This is a genomic window from Streptomyces polyrhachis, assembly GCF_042663125.1.
Taxonomy (GTDB): Bacteria; Actinomycetota; Actinomycetes; order Streptomycetales; family Streptomycetaceae; genus Streptomyces; species Streptomyces polyrhachii.
This window is the reverse complement of record NZ_JBHSZO010000004.1, coordinates 162,528-178,484: the sequence shown is the minus strand read 5'-3', so window position 1 is coordinate 178,484 and position 15,957 is coordinate 162,528. Positions and strand designations below refer to the sequence as shown.

14 protein-coding genes and 1 pseudogene are annotated in these 15,957 nt (G+C 74.3%); 7 read left to right on the top strand and 8 right to left on the bottom strand.

Going from position 1 to position 15,957, the window contains the following annotated elements:
• Window positions 1-177: 177 nt before the first annotated feature.
• The 3 genes and pseudogenes from ACFQLX_RS04225 to ACFQLX_RS04215 form a co-directional block, all read left to right on the top strand.
• A pseudogene (locus ACFQLX_RS04225) lies at window positions 178-405 on the top strand (SCO4848 family membrane protein); the annotation flags it as partial.
• Window positions 406-518: 113 nt separating this feature from the next.
• Window positions 519-1,838: a metallophosphoesterase gene (locus tag ACFQLX_RS04220; RefSeq protein WP_386412029.1), complete on the top strand. Its 1,320-nt coding sequence runs from the start codon at window positions 519-521 to the stop codon at window positions 1,836-1,838.
• A gap of 39 nt (window positions 1,839-1,877) precedes the next feature.
• Complete coding sequence (locus ACFQLX_RS04215) at window positions 1,878-3,323, top strand: DUF2079 domain-containing protein (protein WP_386412027.1); 1,446 nt, start codon at window positions 1,878-1,880, stop codon at window positions 3,321-3,323.
• 1 nt (window position 3,324) lies between these two features.
• On the opposite strand, the gene ACFQLX_RS04210 is transcribed toward ACFQLX_RS04215, so the two are convergent.
• Window positions 3,325-3,987, bottom strand: coding sequence for a TetR/AcrR family transcriptional regulator (locus ACFQLX_RS04210; protein ID WP_386412025.1), 663 nt, complete (start codon window positions 3,985-3,987; stop codon window positions 3,325-3,327).
• Between the two features lie 203 nt (window positions 3,988-4,190).
• Here ACFQLX_RS04210 and ACFQLX_RS04205 point away from each other — a divergent pair, with 203 nt between their 5' ends.
• Window positions 4,191-4,688: a phospholipase gene (locus ACFQLX_RS04205; protein ID WP_386412023.1), complete on the top strand. Its 498-nt coding sequence runs from the start codon at window positions 4,191-4,193 to the stop codon at window positions 4,686-4,688.
• A 90-nt stretch (window positions 4,689-4,778) separates the two neighbouring features.
• On the opposite strand, the gene ACFQLX_RS04200 is transcribed toward ACFQLX_RS04205, so the two are convergent.
• A complete protein-coding gene (locus ACFQLX_RS04200) occupies window positions 4,779-6,335 on the bottom strand; it encodes an MFS transporter (protein ID WP_386412021.1) in 1,557 nt (518 codons plus the stop codon).
• Between the two features lie 63 nt (window positions 6,336-6,398).
• Here ACFQLX_RS04200 and ACFQLX_RS04195 point away from each other — a divergent pair, with 63 nt between their 5' ends.
• Complete coding sequence (locus ACFQLX_RS04195; protein WP_386412019.1) at window positions 6,399-7,355, top strand: helix-turn-helix transcriptional regulator; 957 nt, start codon at window positions 6,399-6,401, stop codon at window positions 7,353-7,355.
• A gap of 25 nt (window positions 7,356-7,380) precedes the next feature.
• Here the strand turns inward: ACFQLX_RS04195 and ACFQLX_RS04190 are convergent, their stop codons facing one another.
• Window positions 7,381-8,631 (bottom strand): MFS transporter, encoded by a 1,251-nt coding sequence (locus ACFQLX_RS04190; RefSeq protein WP_386412017.1) that lies wholly within the window; start codon window positions 8,629-8,631, stop codon window positions 7,381-7,383.
• Window positions 8,632-8,703: 72 nt separating this feature from the next.
• Between ACFQLX_RS04190 and ACFQLX_RS04185 the strand changes: the two genes are divergently transcribed.
• On the top strand, window positions 8,704-9,231 hold the full coding sequence (locus ACFQLX_RS04185) for a MarR family winged helix-turn-helix transcriptional regulator (RefSeq protein ID WP_386412015.1): 528 nt from the start codon (window positions 8,704-8,706) through the stop codon (window positions 9,229-9,231).
• 18 nt (window positions 9,232-9,249) lie between these two features.
• Here ACFQLX_RS04185 and ACFQLX_RS04180 read toward each other — a convergent pair whose 3' ends face one another.
• The 5 genes from ACFQLX_RS04180 to ACFQLX_RS04160 all read right to left on the bottom strand — a co-directional run bounded on the left by ACFQLX_RS04180 (window position 9,250) and on the right by ACFQLX_RS04160 (window position 12,734).
• Window positions 9,250-10,041, bottom strand: coding sequence for a TetR/AcrR family transcriptional regulator (locus ACFQLX_RS04180; protein ID WP_386412013.1), 792 nt, complete (start codon window positions 10,039-10,041; stop codon window positions 9,250-9,252).
• Between the two features lie 11 nt (window positions 10,042-10,052).
• The gene (locus ACFQLX_RS04175) at window positions 10,053-10,553 is read right to left on the bottom strand and encodes a thiol-disulfide oxidoreductase DCC family protein (RefSeq protein ID WP_386412011.1); all 501 of its coding nucleotides are present in this window, start codon (window positions 10,551-10,553) and stop codon (window positions 10,053-10,055) included.
• 5 nt (window positions 10,554-10,558) lie between these two features.
• On the bottom strand, window positions 10,559-10,969 hold the full coding sequence (locus tag ACFQLX_RS04170) for a hypothetical protein (protein WP_386412009.1): 411 nt from the start codon (window positions 10,967-10,969) through the stop codon (window positions 10,559-10,561).
• Window positions 10,970-11,157: 188 nt separating this feature from the next.
• Window positions 11,158-12,141, bottom strand: a complete 984-nt coding sequence (locus ACFQLX_RS04165; RefSeq protein ID WP_386412007.1) for a hypothetical protein — start codon at window positions 12,139-12,141, stop codon at window positions 11,158-11,160.
• Window positions 12,141-12,734 (bottom strand): RNA polymerase sigma factor, encoded by a 594-nt coding sequence (locus ACFQLX_RS04160; protein WP_386412005.1) that lies wholly within the window; start codon window positions 12,732-12,734, stop codon window positions 12,141-12,143. The genes ACFQLX_RS04165 and ACFQLX_RS04160 overlap by 1 nt, the downstream gene beginning before the upstream one ends.
• Window positions 12,735-13,179: 445 nt before the next feature.
• Between ACFQLX_RS04160 and ACFQLX_RS04155 the strand changes: the two genes are divergently transcribed.
• Window positions 13,180-15,915: an N-acetylmuramoyl-L-alanine amidase gene (locus tag ACFQLX_RS04155; protein WP_386412003.1), complete on the top strand. Its 2,736-nt coding sequence runs from the start codon at window positions 13,180-13,182 to the stop codon at window positions 15,913-15,915.
• The last annotated feature ends 42 nt before the right edge of the window (window positions 15,916-15,957 follow it).

Genomic DNA, 15,957 nt, shown 5'->3' with positions numbered 1-15,957 from the left:
TGGTGGGATTTCGCCCCGGTTTCGGCTCCCGTCCGGGCGGCCTCGGTGCCGTGTCCCCGCCGGAGACCCCGCGGTCCGGCTTCCGGCCCGGCTGATGCATGCTGGACGACGCAGCATGGCTGCCGCCCGGTGGAAGGGGGCGGCAGTGCGACCCCGCCCCGTCCCGGAGGACGATCGATGAAGCTCAGCCGCCGTGTGTCCTGGTTCCTTACGGCGTTCGGTGTGTGGTCGTGGTTCATTTGGATCACTTTTGTCAAGAATCTGATCAAGGACGGCAGCGGGCTCGCCTTCGACGACGGGGAGCCGACCGCGTACTTCTGGGTGCACCTGCTGCTCGCCGTGACGTCCTTCGCGCTGGGCACGGCGGTGGGGGGCGTCGGGTGGCGGGGGGTACGGGCCGCGCGGGCGCAGGAGCGGGGCGCGGCCCCTGCATCCGCCGCCGCTGACCACACCGCCCCCGCGCAGGCCACCGCCCCCGCGCAGGCCGCCGGCTCGCACCCCGCCGAGGAGCAGCGCTGATGCGCATCGCCGTCTTCCTCGCCGTCGCCGTCTCGCTCATCTCACTGACGCACTGGTACCTCTGGCGCCGCCTCGTCCGCGACACCACCCGGGCCGGCAGCCGCGCCCGGCGCGTGCTCACGCTGGTGATCGTCGCGCTGCCGCTGATCACCTTCGCCGCGCTCGGCGCCGAGCGCGGGGGCGCCGACTTCACGCTGCAGCGGGTGCTCGCCTGGCCGGGGCTGTTCTGGCTGGCCATGGTGCTCTACCTGAGCCTCGCCCTGTTCGCCGGCGAGCCGCTGCGGCCCCTGCTGCGCAAGGCGCTGGAGCGCCGGGCGCAGGTGGCCGCCTCGCGTACGGCGGCCGTGGCGCGGAGCGAGCCGGACCGGGAGGCCGCCGTCGCGGCGCTGGCGCAGAAGGTCGCCGCCGGGGGCGGACCGGTACCAGCGCAGGAGGCGGAAGCGCCGGAGCCGCCGGCCGCCGGGCCCCACGAGGAGGCCCCCGGCGCCGACCTCTCCCGCCGGCTCTTCGTCGCCCGTACCGTCGCCGTCGGCGCGGGCGCCGTCGCGGCCGGCACCGTCGGCTACGGGGCGTACGGCGTGCTGGGCCGGGCGCCGAAGGTCAAGCGCGTGACCGTGCCGCTGGCGAAGCTGCCGCGCGCCGCGCACGGCTACCGCATCGCCGTGGTCAGCGACATCCACCTCTCGCCGGTCCTGGGCGGGCGGCACGCGGCGCGGATCGTGGCGACCGTCAACCGCACCAATCCCGACCTGATCGCCATCGTCGGCGACCTCGTGGACGGCACGGTCGAGAACCTCGCCCCCGCCGCCGCCCCCCTGCGCGGCTTCCGCTCCCGCGACGGGGCGTACTTCGTCACCGGTAACCACGAGTACTTCTCCGGCGCCGCCCCCTGGGTCGAGCACATCCGCGAACTGGGCATCCACCCGCTGCCCAACTCCCGCGTGGAGCTTGCCGGTTTCGACCTCGCGGGCGTCAACGACATCGCCGGCGAGGAGGAGGGCGACGGCCCCGACTTCGCCAGGGCGCTCGGCGGCCGCGACACCTCCCGCGCCTCGGTCCTCCTGGCCCACCAGCCGGTCGTCATCCACGACGCCGTCCGGCACGGCGTCGACCTCCAGCTCTCCGGCCACACCCACGGCGGCCAGCTGTGGCCCGGCAACTACCTCGCCGAGCTGGCCAATCCGACGGTGGCGGGGCTGGAGCGCTACGGGGACACTCAGCTGTACGTGACGCGCGGCGCCGGCGCCTGGGGCCCGCCGGTGCGGGTGGGCGCGGAGTCGGACATCACCGTGGTGGAGCTGGCCTCGCGCCAGGCGTAGGCACGGCGAGGGGCACGGCGGAGGGGCGCGGCGAGGGGCATGGAGCGGGCAGGGGAACGGGGAGGCAGCGCGGTGGAGACCGTCACGCAGGAGCGCACCGCGCCCGAGGCGGCGGGCGGCGCGCCGCGCGTGCCGTGGGCGCCGTACCTCTGGCTGGCCGCCGCGCTCCTCACCGCCTACACGCTGCTGCCCGCGCTGCGGTGGTCGCACTTCGCCTCCCCCTCCTGGGACCTGGCGATCTTCGAGCAGGAGGTACGCGCCTACGCCGGCCTGCGCGCCCCGGTGGTGGACATCAAGGGGCCCGGGTTCATGATCCTGGGCGACCACTTCAGCCCGCTGATCGCGCTGCTCGTACCGCTGTACTGGCTGTGGCCCTCCCCGCTGGCGCTGCTGGCCGCGCAGGCCGCGCTCTTCGCCGCCTCGGCGGTCGTCGTCGGCCGTACCGCCGCCGGACTCCTGGGCCGCAGGGCCGGGTTGGGCATCGCGGTGGCGTACGGGCTGTCCTGGGGCCTGCAGGAGGCGGTGAAGGCGGACTTCCACGAGATCGCCTTCGCGGTGCCGCTGCTCGCCCTGGTCTGCCGCTCGCTGCTGCGCGAGCGCTGGCGGGCGGCGGCGCTGTGGTCGCTGCCGCTGCTGCTGGTCAAGGAGGACCTGGGCGTCACGGTCGCGGCGGTCGGCGCGCTGCTGTTCTGGTACGGGCGCCGCCGCCTGGGCGCCGCCCTCGCCGCCACCGGGCTCACGGCCTTCGTGCTCACGGTGTGGGTGCTGATACCGGCGGCCAACTCCCTGGGCCGCTACGACTACTGGTCCAAGGTCTCGGTCACCGGCGAGGCCGAGCAGCCGGGTCCGGTGGCGACCGTGCTGGACGTGTTCGTCAACGGCGAGAAGATCGAGATGCTCTTCTTCCTCGTCGCGATCACCGGCTTCTTCGCCCTGCGCTCGCCGCTGGCGGTGCTCGTCCTGCCCACCCTGGGCTGGCGGCTGCTCTCCCACGAGCCCTACCACTGGGGCATGGGCTGGCACTACAGCGCCACCCTGATGCCGATCGTCTTCCTCGCCGCCGCCGACGGCGTGCGCCGGGCGCGCAGCTCGCCCCGGCCGTGGCTCGCCTCGTACGCGCGCACGGCGGTGCCGGTGATGGTCGCGGTCTCCCTCGCGCTGTCCCAACACCTGCCCCTGCGCGACCTGTTGCGCGAGGCCACCTACACCTCCGACGCCCGCGTCCGCGCCGCCGAGGGGGCGCTCGAGGCCATCCCGCGCGGCGCCTCCGTCGAGGCGGACGTGCCCTTCCTGGCGCACCTCACGGGCGGGCGCACCGTGTACTGGCTGGGCGGCACCCAGGGCGTGGTCCCGGACGCGATCGCCGTGCGCACGCTCTACACCGGCCCGGACCCGGCCGGCTACGGCAGCCGGCTGCATCCGGGACACCGGTGGCGGGTGGCCTACCAGCGCGACGAGTACGTGGTCCTCGTACGGTCCGGCTGACTCACGCCACCGCGTAGCCGCCGAGCGAGGGCTCCAGCATGGTGAAGGCCGCGTCCGCCTCGGCCAGCGCGGCGGCGGTGATCTCCGCCCGGCCGCGCCCGGCGAGGGTGAGCTGCTGGACGTACTGGAAGAGGACGCGGTGCACGGCGCCGAGCAGCGCGGCGGCGGTACGCGGGGCGAGGTCGCCCTCGTCGGCGCCGGTGGCCCGGGCGAGCTCCTGCGCGAGCGCGGCCTCGCGCAGGTCGTGCAGGTCGCGGACCCGGCTGCTGAGCGTGGGGCTGCCGGCGACCATCCGGGAGAAGGCGGGCGGGGAGAAGCCGGCGACCGGCTCGGCGGCGGTGGCGGCCTCGGCGAAGGCGCGCCGCAGCGCGGCCAGCGCGGACTCCCCGGCGGCGCGGTCGCGTACGGCGGCGGCCAGGGAGGCGGTGAAGGCGCCTTGGCGGTCCAGGGCGAGGTCCTCCTTGCGCGGGAAGTAGTTGGTCACCGTCTTCTTGGCGACCCGCGCGGCGTGGGCGATCTCGGCGATGGTGGTCCGCTCGAAGCCCTGGGCGATGAAGAGCCGGGTGGCGTGGTCGGAGATGAGCTGCCGGGTCTCCTGCTTCTTCGTCTCGCGGAGTCCGGGCTGGGGAAGGGGGGACGGGGGAGCGGCGAGGTCTTCGGGCATGGGGGCAATCTTAGCCCGATGGCAAGTTTACGCCGACCAGTGTGTCAACTTCGCCGATTTTGGCGGCATTCGGGGTTTCCCGCAGTCGAATTCCTGCGGTCTTTTCTTTGACATGGACTGTTCAGCTGGCGCGTTCTGGGCCAAGCTGGGGCCGCCCCGCAAACCCCGCGGGGCGTCCTGGACCCCACATCCCGGAGGTCATCTTGCGCCGTCGTCATGTCGCCCCCCTCGCCGCCACCGTGCTGGCGATGTCCGCGGTCCTCGCGTCCGCGTCCACCGCCTCGGCCTACCCCGCCGACAAGTCCTCCGTACTCAGCTCCTGGACGCAGACCAGCTCCACCAGCTACAACGCCTGGAACAGTGCCCGGCTCAACCAGGGCGCGTGGGCCGCGTACGGCTTCGACTGGTCGACGGACTACTGCAGCACCTCTCCCGACAACCCGTGGGGCTTCCCCTTCAAACTGGCCTGCGCCCGCCACGACTTCGGCTACCGCAACTACAAGGCAGCCGGCACCTTCAGCGCCAACAAGTCCCGTATCGACTCCGCCTTCTACGCGGACCTCAAGCGCGTCTGCAGCAACTACTCCGGGGCCTCCAGGGTCGCCTGCGACTCGACCGCGTGGACCTACTACCACGCGGTCGACATCTTCGGCCTCAAGGGCGCGGACGTGGCGGCGAAGGACCGGGCCGGCGCCAACTAGGCGCACCGCCCGCCCCGTTCACCGCACAGAGCGGCGGGCGGCACCCCGACTCCCGGGGTGCCGCCCGCCGCTGCCGTACGACCGCGGACCTCAGACCCTGACCGGCTCCGGGGCCGGCTCGGGGAGCAGCGCCTCGGCGCCCGGCTCCGGAGCGTCCGCCACCCCCGCCTCCGCGTGCTGTGCCGCGCGCTTCGGCAGCGCGTACATCAGCGCGAAGACCACGCCCAGGACCGCCGCCACCCACCACATCGCGTGCCCGAAGGCCGTGACGAAGGCGCGGGAGCCCTCCGCGGGCAGCCGCTCGTCGACGACCGAGAAGTACGCCACCGACGTGAACGCCAGACCCAGCGCGAAGCCCATCTGGTTGGTGGTGTTGATCAGGCCCGAGGCCGAGCCCGCGTGCTGCTGGGGGACCTCGGAGAGCACCGCGTCGGTCAGTGCCGAGAAGACCATGCCCATGCCCGCGCCCATCAGCACCAGCGGCAGCGCCATCTGCCAGGAGGCGATCCCCATGCCGTACCGCTCGGCGACCAGCAGGTAGACCACCGCGCCCGCCGCCATCGTCAGCGCGCCCGTCTGCAGCGTGCGCCGCGCGCCCAGCAGCGGCACCAGCTTGCCCACCGACATCCCCGCCGCCGCAGAGCAGGCGATCGAGAACGGCACCCCGGTCAGCCCCGCGTGCAGCGCCGACCAGCCGAGCCCGAACTGCATGTAGAGGGTCCAGATCAGGAAGAAGACACCCAGCGTGGTGGAGAAGGCGATCTGCACCCCGATGCCGGCGGCGAAGCTCCGGACCCGGAAGAGGCTCAACTCGACCAGCGGGGAGCCGTCCCGCCGGCTCTTGGCCCGCTCGTACGCCAGGAAGGCCGCCAGGATCGGCGCGCTCGACGCCATCAGGACGAAGCCCCACAGCGGCCAGTCGTGCTCGCGGCCGGTGGTCAGCGGCAGCAGCAGCGCGAGCAGGCCGGCGCTGACCAGCGCCATGCCCACCAGGTCCAGGCGCAGCGCCTGCGGGGCGCGGGACTCCTCGATGAAGCGGCGCCCCAGGACCAGCCCGGCGATCCCGACGGGGAGGTTGATCAGGAAGATCGGCCGCCAGCCCAGCCCCGCGAGGTCCCACTGGGTGAGCAGCGCGCCCAGCAGCGGGCCGCAGACCGCGCCCAGCCCGACGACCGCGCCGAACATCCCGAAGACCTTGCCGCGCTCGTGCGCCGGGAAGGTGACGTGGATGATGCTGAGCACCTGCGGCACCATCAGCGCCGCCATCGCGCCCTGCAGCAGCCGCGAGCCGACCAGCATCGCCGGGTCGGCGGCGATCCCGCAGAGCAGCGAGGCGACGGTGAAGCCGCCGATGCCGAGCAGGAAGATCTTCCGCCGGCCGTAGATGTCGCCCAGCCGCCCGCCGGTGATCAGGCCGACGGCGAAGGCGAGGGCGTAGCCGGCGGTCACCCACTGCAGGGTGCTGAAGGAGGTGTCGAGGTCGCGCTGGAGCGAGGGCAGCGCGATGTTGACGATCGTCGCGTCGACCAGGTCCATGAAGCAGGCGGTCATCAGGACGGCAAGGGCGATCCAGCGGCGTCGGTCGGCGGGCGTATCCGCCGGCGCGTCCTGGGCGGGCTCCGTGGCCACGGTGTCTTTGGAGGTCATGTGTTCCACGGTAGAGGTCAACTAGGACTGTTTCGGTCCTAGTTGACGGGCAGAATGGACGACATGACGACACAGACCCCCAAGCGGCTGCTGCAACTCCTCTCCCTGCTGCAGACCCCCCGCGAGTGGCCCGGCAGTGAGCTGGCCGGGCGGCTCGGGGTGACGACGCGTACGGTGCGCCGCGATGTGGAGCGGCTGCGGGACCTGGGCTATCCGGTCGAGGCCACGATGGGCGCGGTCGGCGGCTACCGGCTGGTCGCGGGGGCCGCGATGCCGCCGCTGCTGCTGGACGACGAGGAGGCGGTGGCCATCGCGGTCGGCCTGCGCAGCTCGGCGGGCAACGAGGTCGAGGGCGTGGAGGAGGCGTCGGTGCGGGCGCTGGCCAAGCTGGAGCAGGTGCTGCCCTCGCGGCTGCGCCGCCGGGTGCGCTCGCTGGGCTCGGCGACCACGCTCAACCGCTGGCAGGGCCCCCGGATCGACCCCGCCGTGCTCACCACGCTGGCCACCGCCTCGGCCGGGCGCGAGAAGCTGCGCTTCGGCTACCGGGCGGCGGACGGGGCGGCGACCAAGCGCCTGGTCGAGCCGCACGGGCTGGTCTCGGCCGGGCGCCGCTGGTATCTGGTGGCGTACGACGAGGGGCGCGCGGACTGGCGGGTGTTCCGGGTGGACCGGGTCAGCGACCCCTTCCTCACGGGCGTGCGCGTCCCCGCGCGCGAGCTCCCGGCGGCCGATCCGGCGGAGTACGTACGGGCCCGGATGACCCGCGACCGCGCGCCCTACCGCCTGGACGCGACCCTGCACGCCTCCTACCGCGAGCTGGCCCCCCGACTGGGCGACGGGGCGGGCCAGTTGGAGGAGGTGGACGAGCGCACCTGCCGGCTGCGCACCGAGGTGGACGCGCTGGAGTGGGCGGCGATGCGGCTGGCCGTGCTGGGCTGCGAGTTCGAGGTGCACGAGCCGGCGGAGCTGACGGCGTACCTGCGGGAGCTGGCGGCGCGGGTGGGCCGGGCGGCGGGGTGAGCGGGGCGCCCGGACCGCCGCCGGGTCAGCGCGCCGGCCGCCCGAAGGCCCGTACCCCCGGCGCCGCCGCCGTCCCCGCGCAGGCCGCCGCGACCAGCCCCGCCGCCGCCAGCAGCGGCACCTGCGGACCCCAGGCTGCGGCTGCCAGCGGGGCCAGTACGTAGCCGACCGGCATCGCGGCGAGCGAGAGCAGCGAATCGTAGGAGACCACCCGCGCCAGTACGGGACCGGGGATGTGCTGCTGGACGGCCGTCTCCCACAGGGGGTTCAGCAGCCCGAGCCCCGCCAGCGCCAGCCCGTACGCGCCGATCAGCAGCCACAGCGGCGCCGAGAGCGCGAGCAGCGCGAGGGGCAGCGCGTAGCTCGCCAGCGCCAGGTTCCCGGTCAGTACGGGGTTGCGCGGGCGCACCCGGTCGGCCGCCAGCGAGCCGAGCAGCAGCCCGACCCCGGCGGCGGTGGACAGGGCGATCCAGGCGCCCTCGCCGCCGAGTTCGGACAGGGCGAGCACAGGGCCGAGGGTGGCCATGACGGCCGCCGCGCCGTTCCAGACGGAGTGCGCGACCAGACTCGTCCAGTACCAGTCGCGCGAGCGCACCTCGCTCCAGCCCTCCCGCAGGTCGGCGCCCAACGAGCGCCGGGGAGCGGGCAGATGGGCGACCCGCACCGGCGCGAGCAGGGCGGCGCTGAGTACGTATCCCGCGCCCACCGCCAGGAACGCCCACCCCGGCCCGGCGAGCAGCAGCACCCCCGCCAGCGCGGGGCCCGCCAGGCGGGCGGCGCTGGCGGCGGCGGAGAGGGCGGCGTTGGCGCGCTGGCGGCCCGGTCCCTCCGGCACCGCGCCGGTCACCAGCGGGGAGAGCGCGGGGTGCGCGAAGGCCATGGCCACCCCGCCCACCGCCTCCGCGACGGCGAGCTGCCACAACGCCGGTGACCCGGCGAGGAGTCGGACGCCCACGAAGAGCTGCGCCGCGGCCCGTACCAGCGCGGTGGCCACGGCGACCGTCCGCGCGTCGATGCGGTCGCCGACGACCCCGCCGAGCGGGAGCAGCAGCAGCCGCGGCACCATCGCGCAGCCCAGGAGCAGCGCGATCGCGCCGGCGCCCCCGATGCCGTCCAGCACGGCCAGGGCGAGGGCGACGGGCACGACCGCGTCGCCCAGCAGGGCGAGGGAGCGCCCGGCGAAGAGGAGCTGGAAGGGGCGGGCGCGCAGGGGGTGTCGGGGAGGGGCGTCGAGGGTGGAGGCTGCGGTCGCGGGAGAGGAGCCGGGGGAGGGCATGCCGGGCAAGATACTTCGCCGTCGAATAGTTCGTCAACGAAATATCAGCCGCCGAATTGCTACCCTTCCCCCATGTCCCCTCCCCCCGTGCCCCCTGTGCACGACGGCCGCCGCGACAGCACCGACGAGCACCTCGACCGCTGGCTCCCGGTCCTCCCCGACCTGGACCCCGACATCGAGGGCGCCGTCACCCGCGCCATGCTCCTCACCCGGCACCTGCGCCACGCCAAGGAGCGCTCGCTGGCCGAAACCGGCCTGGAGCGCCCCGAGTTCGAGACACTCCACGCCCTCGCCGGCCGCGCGATGCGCGCCACCCCCTCCGAGCTGGCCGCCGCCCTGCGCCTCGCGCCCGCCTCCGTCACCGGCCGCCTGGACGCCCTGGAGCGCCGCGGCCTCGTCCGCCGTACGCCCTCCGCCGCCGACCGCCGCCGGATCGACGTGGAGGTGACCGGCGCGGGGGAGGAGGCGTGGCGCGCGGCGCTCGCGCGCCTGGGCCGGGAGGAGGAGCGGCTGCTCGGCGCCCTCAGCGCACCGGAGCGGGCCCAACTCGCGGCGCTGCTGCGGCGGGTGATGGTGGAGGCTGAAAGCCGGGCGGACTGAACGCCCGTACCCACCGGGCTACTTGGCCGCGCCCGCCCGGACCTTCGGGATCACGAACTCCTCCATCAGCCCCACCGCGTCGCGCACCAGCGGCCGGAAGGCGCGGTAGCGCGAGAGGCGGACGACCTTGGCGACCACCGGGGCCGTGCGGCGGACGAAGGCGCGGGTGCGCTCGGTGTCCTCGGTGCGGTCGAAGACCCAGTACAGGACCACGCCCATCAGGTGCAGCCAGAGCAGGTCGGGCAGCAGCCCGCGCAGTTCCTCGTCGACCTTGGGCCCGAGCTGCGAGCCGTCCAGCACCTCGCGGAAGATCTGCACCGCCTCCGCGCGGGCCGGGTGCGACTCGTCGGAGAACGGGCTCAGCGGGCTCTCCGGATCGGCGGCGGTGGCGAAGAACTGCGCCGCGAAGCCGTGGTACGGCGCCGCGCAGTCCACCCACGACATCACCGCCAGCTCCAGCCGCTCGGAGAAGTCCGTCACCCCTGCCATCCCGCGGCGGGCGTCGGCGGCGTGCTCGTGCGACATCCGGTCGTAGAAACCGGTGATCAGCGCGGCCTTGGAGTCGAAGTAGTAGTAGGCGTTGCCCACCGAGACGCCCGCCTCGGCGGCGATGGCGCGCATCGTGGTCTTCTCGTACCCCCGCTCCCGGAAGAGCCGCATCGCGGTCTCCAGGATCAGCGCCCGGGTCTCCTCGCCCTTGCTCTTCGCGGGGGCGTCGGCGGGGGCGGCGGGGGCAGGCCGAGCGGCCCCCGCCGTCGTCGCGTCGGGGGCCGGCTCCTGGGCCGGGCTGGAGTGGGCTTCCGCCTTCATAGACGCACAGACTATCCGGGCGGCGCGGGGCAGCCGCCCCCGGTGCAGTCCCGCGTCCAGCCGTCGTCCGGGTCGTAGCGCCAGCCCTCCCGCAGGGGGTACGCGCCCCCGCCGAGCCCCACCGCCTGCCGGTACCTGGCCGCCGCCAGCACCGCCGCGCGGGCGGCGGCCGCCCCGGGTCCGGAGAGCAGCCGGTGCGCGGTGGCGCGGTGGCCGGCCAGCGCCCAGAGCACCACGATCCAGGCGCCCGGGCCGGTGTAGACCTGCCCCGAGTCGCCGACGACCGTGATCTCCTCCCGGGTGGCCCCGTGGTCCAGCTCGGGGAAGCGCCGCCGCGCTTCCTCGGACCCGCAGGGCACCAGGTCCAGCGGTACGAGCTGGCGCTGGCGGACCAGCCAGCCCCGGAGGAAGGCGCACAGCGAGCACCCCGCGTCGTACAGCACCGTCAGGCGGCAGATCGGGAGCTGTCCCCTGTGCAGCTCCCGGTCCGCTGCGGTCTGGGTGAGTCGCATCGCCGTCAGGCCTGCGCCGTGCCGACGCCGGTCCAGCGGCCCGGCTCCACCGGCGGCCGCTGCTCGCGCTCCAGCAGGCTGCGGCGGCGGTAGCGGTTGAGGACGTAGACGTTGGCAAGGTGCATGGCGCCCAGGGCCAGCAGCACGATGCCGAGCTTGCCGGCGAGCGTCTCGACGACCTGCTGCTGGTCGTCGATCGTCGCGCCGGTCTTGAGGAAGAGGGCGACGAAGCCGAGGTTGACGAGGTAGAAGCCGACGACGAGCAGCTGGTTGACGGCGTCCGCGAGCGGCTCGTTGCCGCGCAGCACGTCGGCCAGGAAGACGCGGCCGTTGCGGCTGAGCGTGCGGGCGACCCAGACGGTGAGCCCGATGCTGACCACCAGGTACAGCACGTAGGTGAAAACGGTGGGATCCATGGCGCGTTGCCCTTCTTGAACGTGTTCAAAGAACTTGACGAGAGGAAGGTAGCGCCATCCTTGAACGTGTTCAACTGGATGGATCGGGGGAAGGTTGTGCCGTGCGTCACAAGGGCGTCGTCAACGCCGCGGGGAGGGGAGCGCCACGCCGGACCGGAGGTCCCGGGGCGGGGGGAAGGGGTCGGTCGTCAGTTGCCGGCCGGTGCGGACGGCGGCTGCGCGCCGCCGGCCACGGGCTGCGACACGGCGTCCTCGCCGGTGGCCGCGCCGCTCTCCGCGTCCTGCGCCGGGGGCTGCTCGGAGCCGTCCGGGCCGTCGGAGCCGCCGGAGTCGGACGTACCGGAGTCGGAGGTACCGGAGTCGCCCGTGCCGGACGTGCCGTCGCTCGGTGGCTGCTTGCCGGCGTCCTCGTCCGGAGCGGTCGCGCCGATCCGGCGGTCGCAGTAGGCCGGCACCTTCGAGGCGCCGCCGGCCGCCTTGGTCAGGCGGCCCATCGTCTCGCGGTCGGGTCTGCCGCCCGACTCCTGGGCGGCCAGGTAGGCGCGGCAGTCGGCGTTCAGCTGCGCGGCGGTCGGCGTCGCGTCGGCCGGGCCGCCGCTCCTGGGGGAGCCGTCCGGGTCGTCCGTACGGTCCTTGCCGCCGGTCTGCTCCCCGGCGCCGTCCGCCGACGCGGAGGCGCCCGGCGCGGGCGCCCTGTCCGGGGAGCCGGACGTGCCGGGGGGCGCGGGCGCGCTCGCCGAGGGCTGCGGCCTGTCGTCGGGGGAGGGGGTGAGCACCCCGGAGGTGGAGGCCACCGCGACGCCGCCCGCCGTACAGGCCAGCAGCGCCATGGCGACGGCCGCCCGCAGTGGCCGGATCCGGCCGGTGAGGCGCGGCAGCCGGCCGGGCTGGGCGCGGCGCCGGGCCCGGTGCTCGATCCCGGCCGTGCCGCGGCGGGAGTCGCGGGGGGAGGCGTGGGTGGCGCGGAAGGCGGCGAGCGCCGCGTCCTGCCCCGGCCGGCGCGAGCCCGGCGCGAACTCGCGCCCGGCGCCGGAGAGTTCGCCGAGGAACGCGGCCAGCCGCGCCACCTCGGCGCGCTCGCGGACCGTACCGGGCGCGGGCAGGACCGGCTCACCGCGCAGCAGTCGCTCCGCGGCCTCCTCGTCCAGCCACCCCAGCGGCTTGTCGGCCATCACATTCCCTTAAGCGTCCGCGCGGCCGTTTCCGTCACGCCGACGTCACCTTCGAGCCACTCGGCCAGCTGCTTCAGCCCGCGCTGCGCCGAGGTCCGTATCGCCCCGGGACGCTTGCCGAGCAGCTCCGCGGTGCGCTTCACGTCCAGCCCCATCACCACGCGCAGGGTCACCACCTCCGCCTGGCCGCGCGGCAGCCGGGCGATCAGCGCGAGGGTGTGGCGGGTGCGCTCGGCCGCCAGCGCCTCGCCGGCGGTGTCCGACTCGGCGGCGTGGGCGTCCAGTTCGCTCTCGTCACCGCCCACGGCGGGGCGGCGGGAGCGGGCGCGGATGTGGTCCAGGGCGCGGTTGCGGGCGATCCGGGCGCTCCAGCCGCGGAAGTGGTCGGCGTCGCCCTTGAAGCCGGCGAGGTCGCGGGTGATCTGCAGCCAGGTCTCGGAGGTGACGTCCTCGGCGTCGCCCTCGCCGACCAGGGTGCGTACGTACCCGAGCAGCCGGGGGTTGACAGCCCGGTAGACGGCGCGGAAGGCGGCCTCGTCCCCGTTCTGCGCCGCACGCACGGCAGCGGTGAGCGCCGCGTCGTCGTTGTGCACTGCGGTCAGTTCCCAAACCCCCGGGCGTCCGGCACCTCGTTGGGCCGGTCCAGCGTGTGGCAACCCGCTCCGTCGGGGCGGGTGTTGGTGCTCGCTTCTGAATGGTCGCTGTCGATGTTCGTTTCCGGTAATCGAAAACAGACTCTCGGCACGCTACGTGGCGGGAGCGGTCCGCGTCCAGGGGAGGGGTCGGGCGGCCGCCGGGGGGTGTGACGCGCGCCACAGTAAGCGGATGTGACGATTCGGGCCGCCGTGGCGCTGAACGGTGTACCGGGCGGCTTGAACACGCCGTTCGGTCATTGAGCGGCGGTCGGGGTTGCTCCTGTGGGGGGTAGCGGCCCCGACCGTCATTTTCCGGGTGACTCGCCGCTCGGGGCAACCAATTGACCTCACCGGTGGTCCAATGCGGCGTCGCATGTGACAGATGAGCTGAGAGGGATCTGCGTTGTTCAAGCGAAAAGCGCACGCGTACCGGCCGCTGACTCTGAAGCGAAGAGCGTGGCTGACGCTGGGAGCGGTCGTGCTGGGCGGCGCGGGAGCGGTGACCATCGCGGTGGCGAGCCCGGAGGACGCGCCCCGGCCCGATCCCGTCGAGGCCCGCAAGTCCGGTCTGCGTTCGCTCGGCCTGGCGGGTACGGCGGCGAAGAAGCAGCTCGGCCGCACCGAGACCAAGCAGTTCTCGCTGGTCGGGCTCAGCTGGGACAAGGCGGGGCAGGAGCTGGACGGCACGATCCAGATCCGCACCCGCTCGCTGGAGACCGGTGAGTGGACGGGCTGGCAGCCGGTGAGCGCCGAGGCCGACATGCCGGACGAGGTCACCCCGGAGATGCGCGGCGGCTCCGGCACCCGCTGGGTCGGCCCCTCCGACGCGGCCGAGGCCCGGGTGGTCGCCGCGGACGCCACCGAGCACCCGCTGCCCCAGGGGCTGGAACTGGTCCTGGTCGACCCGGGAGTGACCGCCGCGGAGGCCAAGGCAGCCGAGCCGGGCTCGGACGACTTCGACACGGCGTCGTTCTCCGTCCAGGACACGACCACGGGTACGTCGACCACCACGGGCGGGACGACCACGGGTACGTCGACCACCACGGGCGGGACCACCACCGGCACGTCCACCACCACGGGTGAGACGACCACGGGTACGTCGACCACCACGGGCGAGACCACCACCGGCACGTCCACCACTGGCGGCGAGGAGCCGCCTCCGGTCCAGCCCACCCCGCCGGCCCCGCGTCCCTCGACCGTCGCCAAGCCGCCGATCAAGCCGCGCTCCACCTGGGCGACCGCCGCCGACGAGGCGCTGGTGGCCGAGCGGGTCGCGGCGGACCCGCGCGAGTACCTCGACAAGATCGACGTCGCCTTCGTCCACCACACGGCCGAGGGCACGAACTACACCTGCGCCCAGTCCTCGCAGATGGTCCGCGGCGTCTTCATCTTCCACACGCAGCAGAACGAGTGGAAGGACATCGGCTACAACTTCGTCGTCGACAAGTGCGGCCAGATATTCGAGGGCATGAGCGGCGGCATGGACCTGCCGGTCAAGGGCGCGCACACGTACGGCTACAACTCGTACTCCACCGGCATCGCGCTGCTGGGCACGTACTCCACCCAGGCGCCCACGCGCGCCGCGCAGGAGTCCATCGCCCGGATCGCCGCCTGGAAGCTCGGCATGTACGGCGTCAGCCCCACCAGCCAGGTCACCCTGGCGCAGATGGCCGGCGACCCGGCGGAGCCCACGGGCGTGAAGGACACCTTCTACCGGATCGCGGGCCACCGCGACGGCTACGCGACCGAGTGCCCCGGCCAGAAGCTCTACGACCGGCTGCCGAAGATCCGCGCCGCCGCCGCATCCCCCGGCATCTCGCACGCCCTGAAGACCACCGACCTGCGCAGTGCCGGCGGCACCGCCGCCGCCGACGGCATCGGCGACCTCTTCGTCGGCCTCCCCAAGGACGCCTCCGCCAAGGGCGCCGTCAAGATCGTCCCCGGTGGCGACGACGGCCCCGTCTCCGCCGCCCGCATGACCCTCACCCAGGACTCCGCCGGCGTGCCCGGCGGCGGTGAGGCCGGGGACGGCTTCGGCTCCACCACCGCCGTCGGCGACCTCAACGGTGACGGCGTGGCCGACCTCGCGGTCGGCTCGCCCGGGGAGGACCTCGGCGCGTACACCGACGCCGGCTACGTGACCTTCCTCTACGGCCCCGCGCTGAACACCGGTGGTGCCGTGGGCGGTACGAAGACCGGTGCCAAGCTCGGCAGCGCCCTGACCACCGGCGACTTCAACGGCGACGGCAAGGCGGACCTCTTCTCCGCCGGCACCGGCAACTCCGGCAGCTGGTGGACCCGCGACAGCGCGAGCGGCAGGACCGCCGGCGGCACCCTCACCACCGCCACCGGCGCGGTCTCCTTCCCCGCCGCCACCAGCGGCGACTTCAACCGCGACGGCTACGCCGACGTCATGCTGAGCTACCGCGACCAGGGCCTCAAGGGCCGCCTGCTCAGCTTCAAGGGCTCGGCGACCGGCCTGGTCAAGGGCGCCGTGCTGGCCACCCCGGGCGGGCGCTCGCTCGCCGCGGGCGACGTCAACGGCGACCTGATCGATGACCTGGTCGTCGGCCAGCCCTACGGCAGCGAGTCGGCCGGCAACACCGGCGGTCAGATCACCACGCTGCAGGGCGCCACCGGCGGCTGGACCTCCACCACCGTGAAGAAGGTCCTCCACCAGGACAGCACCGGCGTCGCGGGCGGCTCGGAGAGCGGCGACGCCTTCGGCCAGTCGGTCTCGGTGAACGACGTCAACGGCGACGGCTACGGCGACGTCCTGGTCGGCGCCCCGCGCGAGGACCTGAGCGCGAAGACGGACGCCGGGATGGCCTGGCTCCTCAAGGGCGCGTCCACCGGACTGACCCCGACCGGCTGGACCTGGACCCAGGACAGCTCCGGCATCGCGGGCGGCGCGGAGAGCGGCGACCGCCTCGGCTCCACGGCGGTCCTGGCGGACCTCTCCGGCTACGGCCGCGCGGACCTCGCGATCGGCGTGGACGGCGAGGACACCGGCAACGGCACGATCCTGCAGCTGGACGCCGGCTCGACGGGCATCAGCAACACGGGCGGCGCCTACTACGGCACCACCGCCCTGGGCGCCTCCCCGGGCCTGCGCATCGGCTCGGTCCTGGCGCCGTAGCACCCCGTACGAACGGCGCACCCGGCCCCCGCTCCCCGTCAC

Excerpts from the sequence above, each read along its gene's own strand:
- ACFQLX_RS04210 (WP_386412025.1), bottom strand. The coding sequence starts at position 3,987 with ATGCCCGAAGACCTCGCCGCTCCCCCGTCCCCCCTTCCCCAGCCCGGA.
- ACFQLX_RS04175 (WP_386412011.1), bottom strand. The coding sequence starts at position 10,553 with ATGCGACTCACCCAGACCGCAGCGGACCGGGAGCTGCACAGGGGACAG.
- ACFQLX_RS04195 (WP_386412019.1), top strand. The coding sequence starts at position 6,399 with ATGACGACACAGACCCCCAAGCGGCTGCTGCAACTCCTCTCCCTGCTG.
- ACFQLX_RS04220 (WP_386412029.1), top strand. The coding sequence starts at position 519 with ATGCGCATCGCCGTCTTCCTCGCCGTCGCCGTCTCGCTCATCTCACTG.
- ACFQLX_RS04185 (WP_386412015.1), top strand. The coding sequence starts at position 8,704 with ATGTCCCCTCCCCCCGTGCCCCCTGTGCACGACGGCCGCCGCGACAGC.
- ACFQLX_RS04170 (WP_386412009.1), bottom strand. The coding sequence starts at position 10,969 with ATGGATCCCACCGTTTTCACCTACGTGCTGTACCTGGTGGTCAGCATC.
- ACFQLX_RS04180 (WP_386412013.1), bottom strand. The coding sequence starts at position 10,041 with ATGAAGGCGGAAGCCCACTCCAGCCCGGCCCAGGAGCCGGCCCCCGAC.
- ACFQLX_RS04200 (WP_386412021.1), bottom strand. The coding sequence starts at position 6,335 with ATGACCTCCAAAGACACCGTGGCCACGGAGCCCGCCCAGGACGCGCCG.
- ACFQLX_RS04190 (WP_386412017.1), bottom strand. The coding sequence starts at position 8,631 with ATGCCCTCCCCCGGCTCCTCTCCCGCGACCGCAGCCTCCACCCTCGAC.
- ACFQLX_RS04215 (WP_386412027.1), top strand. The coding sequence starts at position 1,878 with ATGGAGCGGGCAGGGGAACGGGGAGGCAGCGCGGTGGAGACCGTCACG.
- ACFQLX_RS04165 (WP_386412007.1), bottom strand. The coding sequence starts at position 12,141 with ATGGCCGACAAGCCGCTGGGGTGGCTGGACGAGGAGGCCGCGGAGCGA.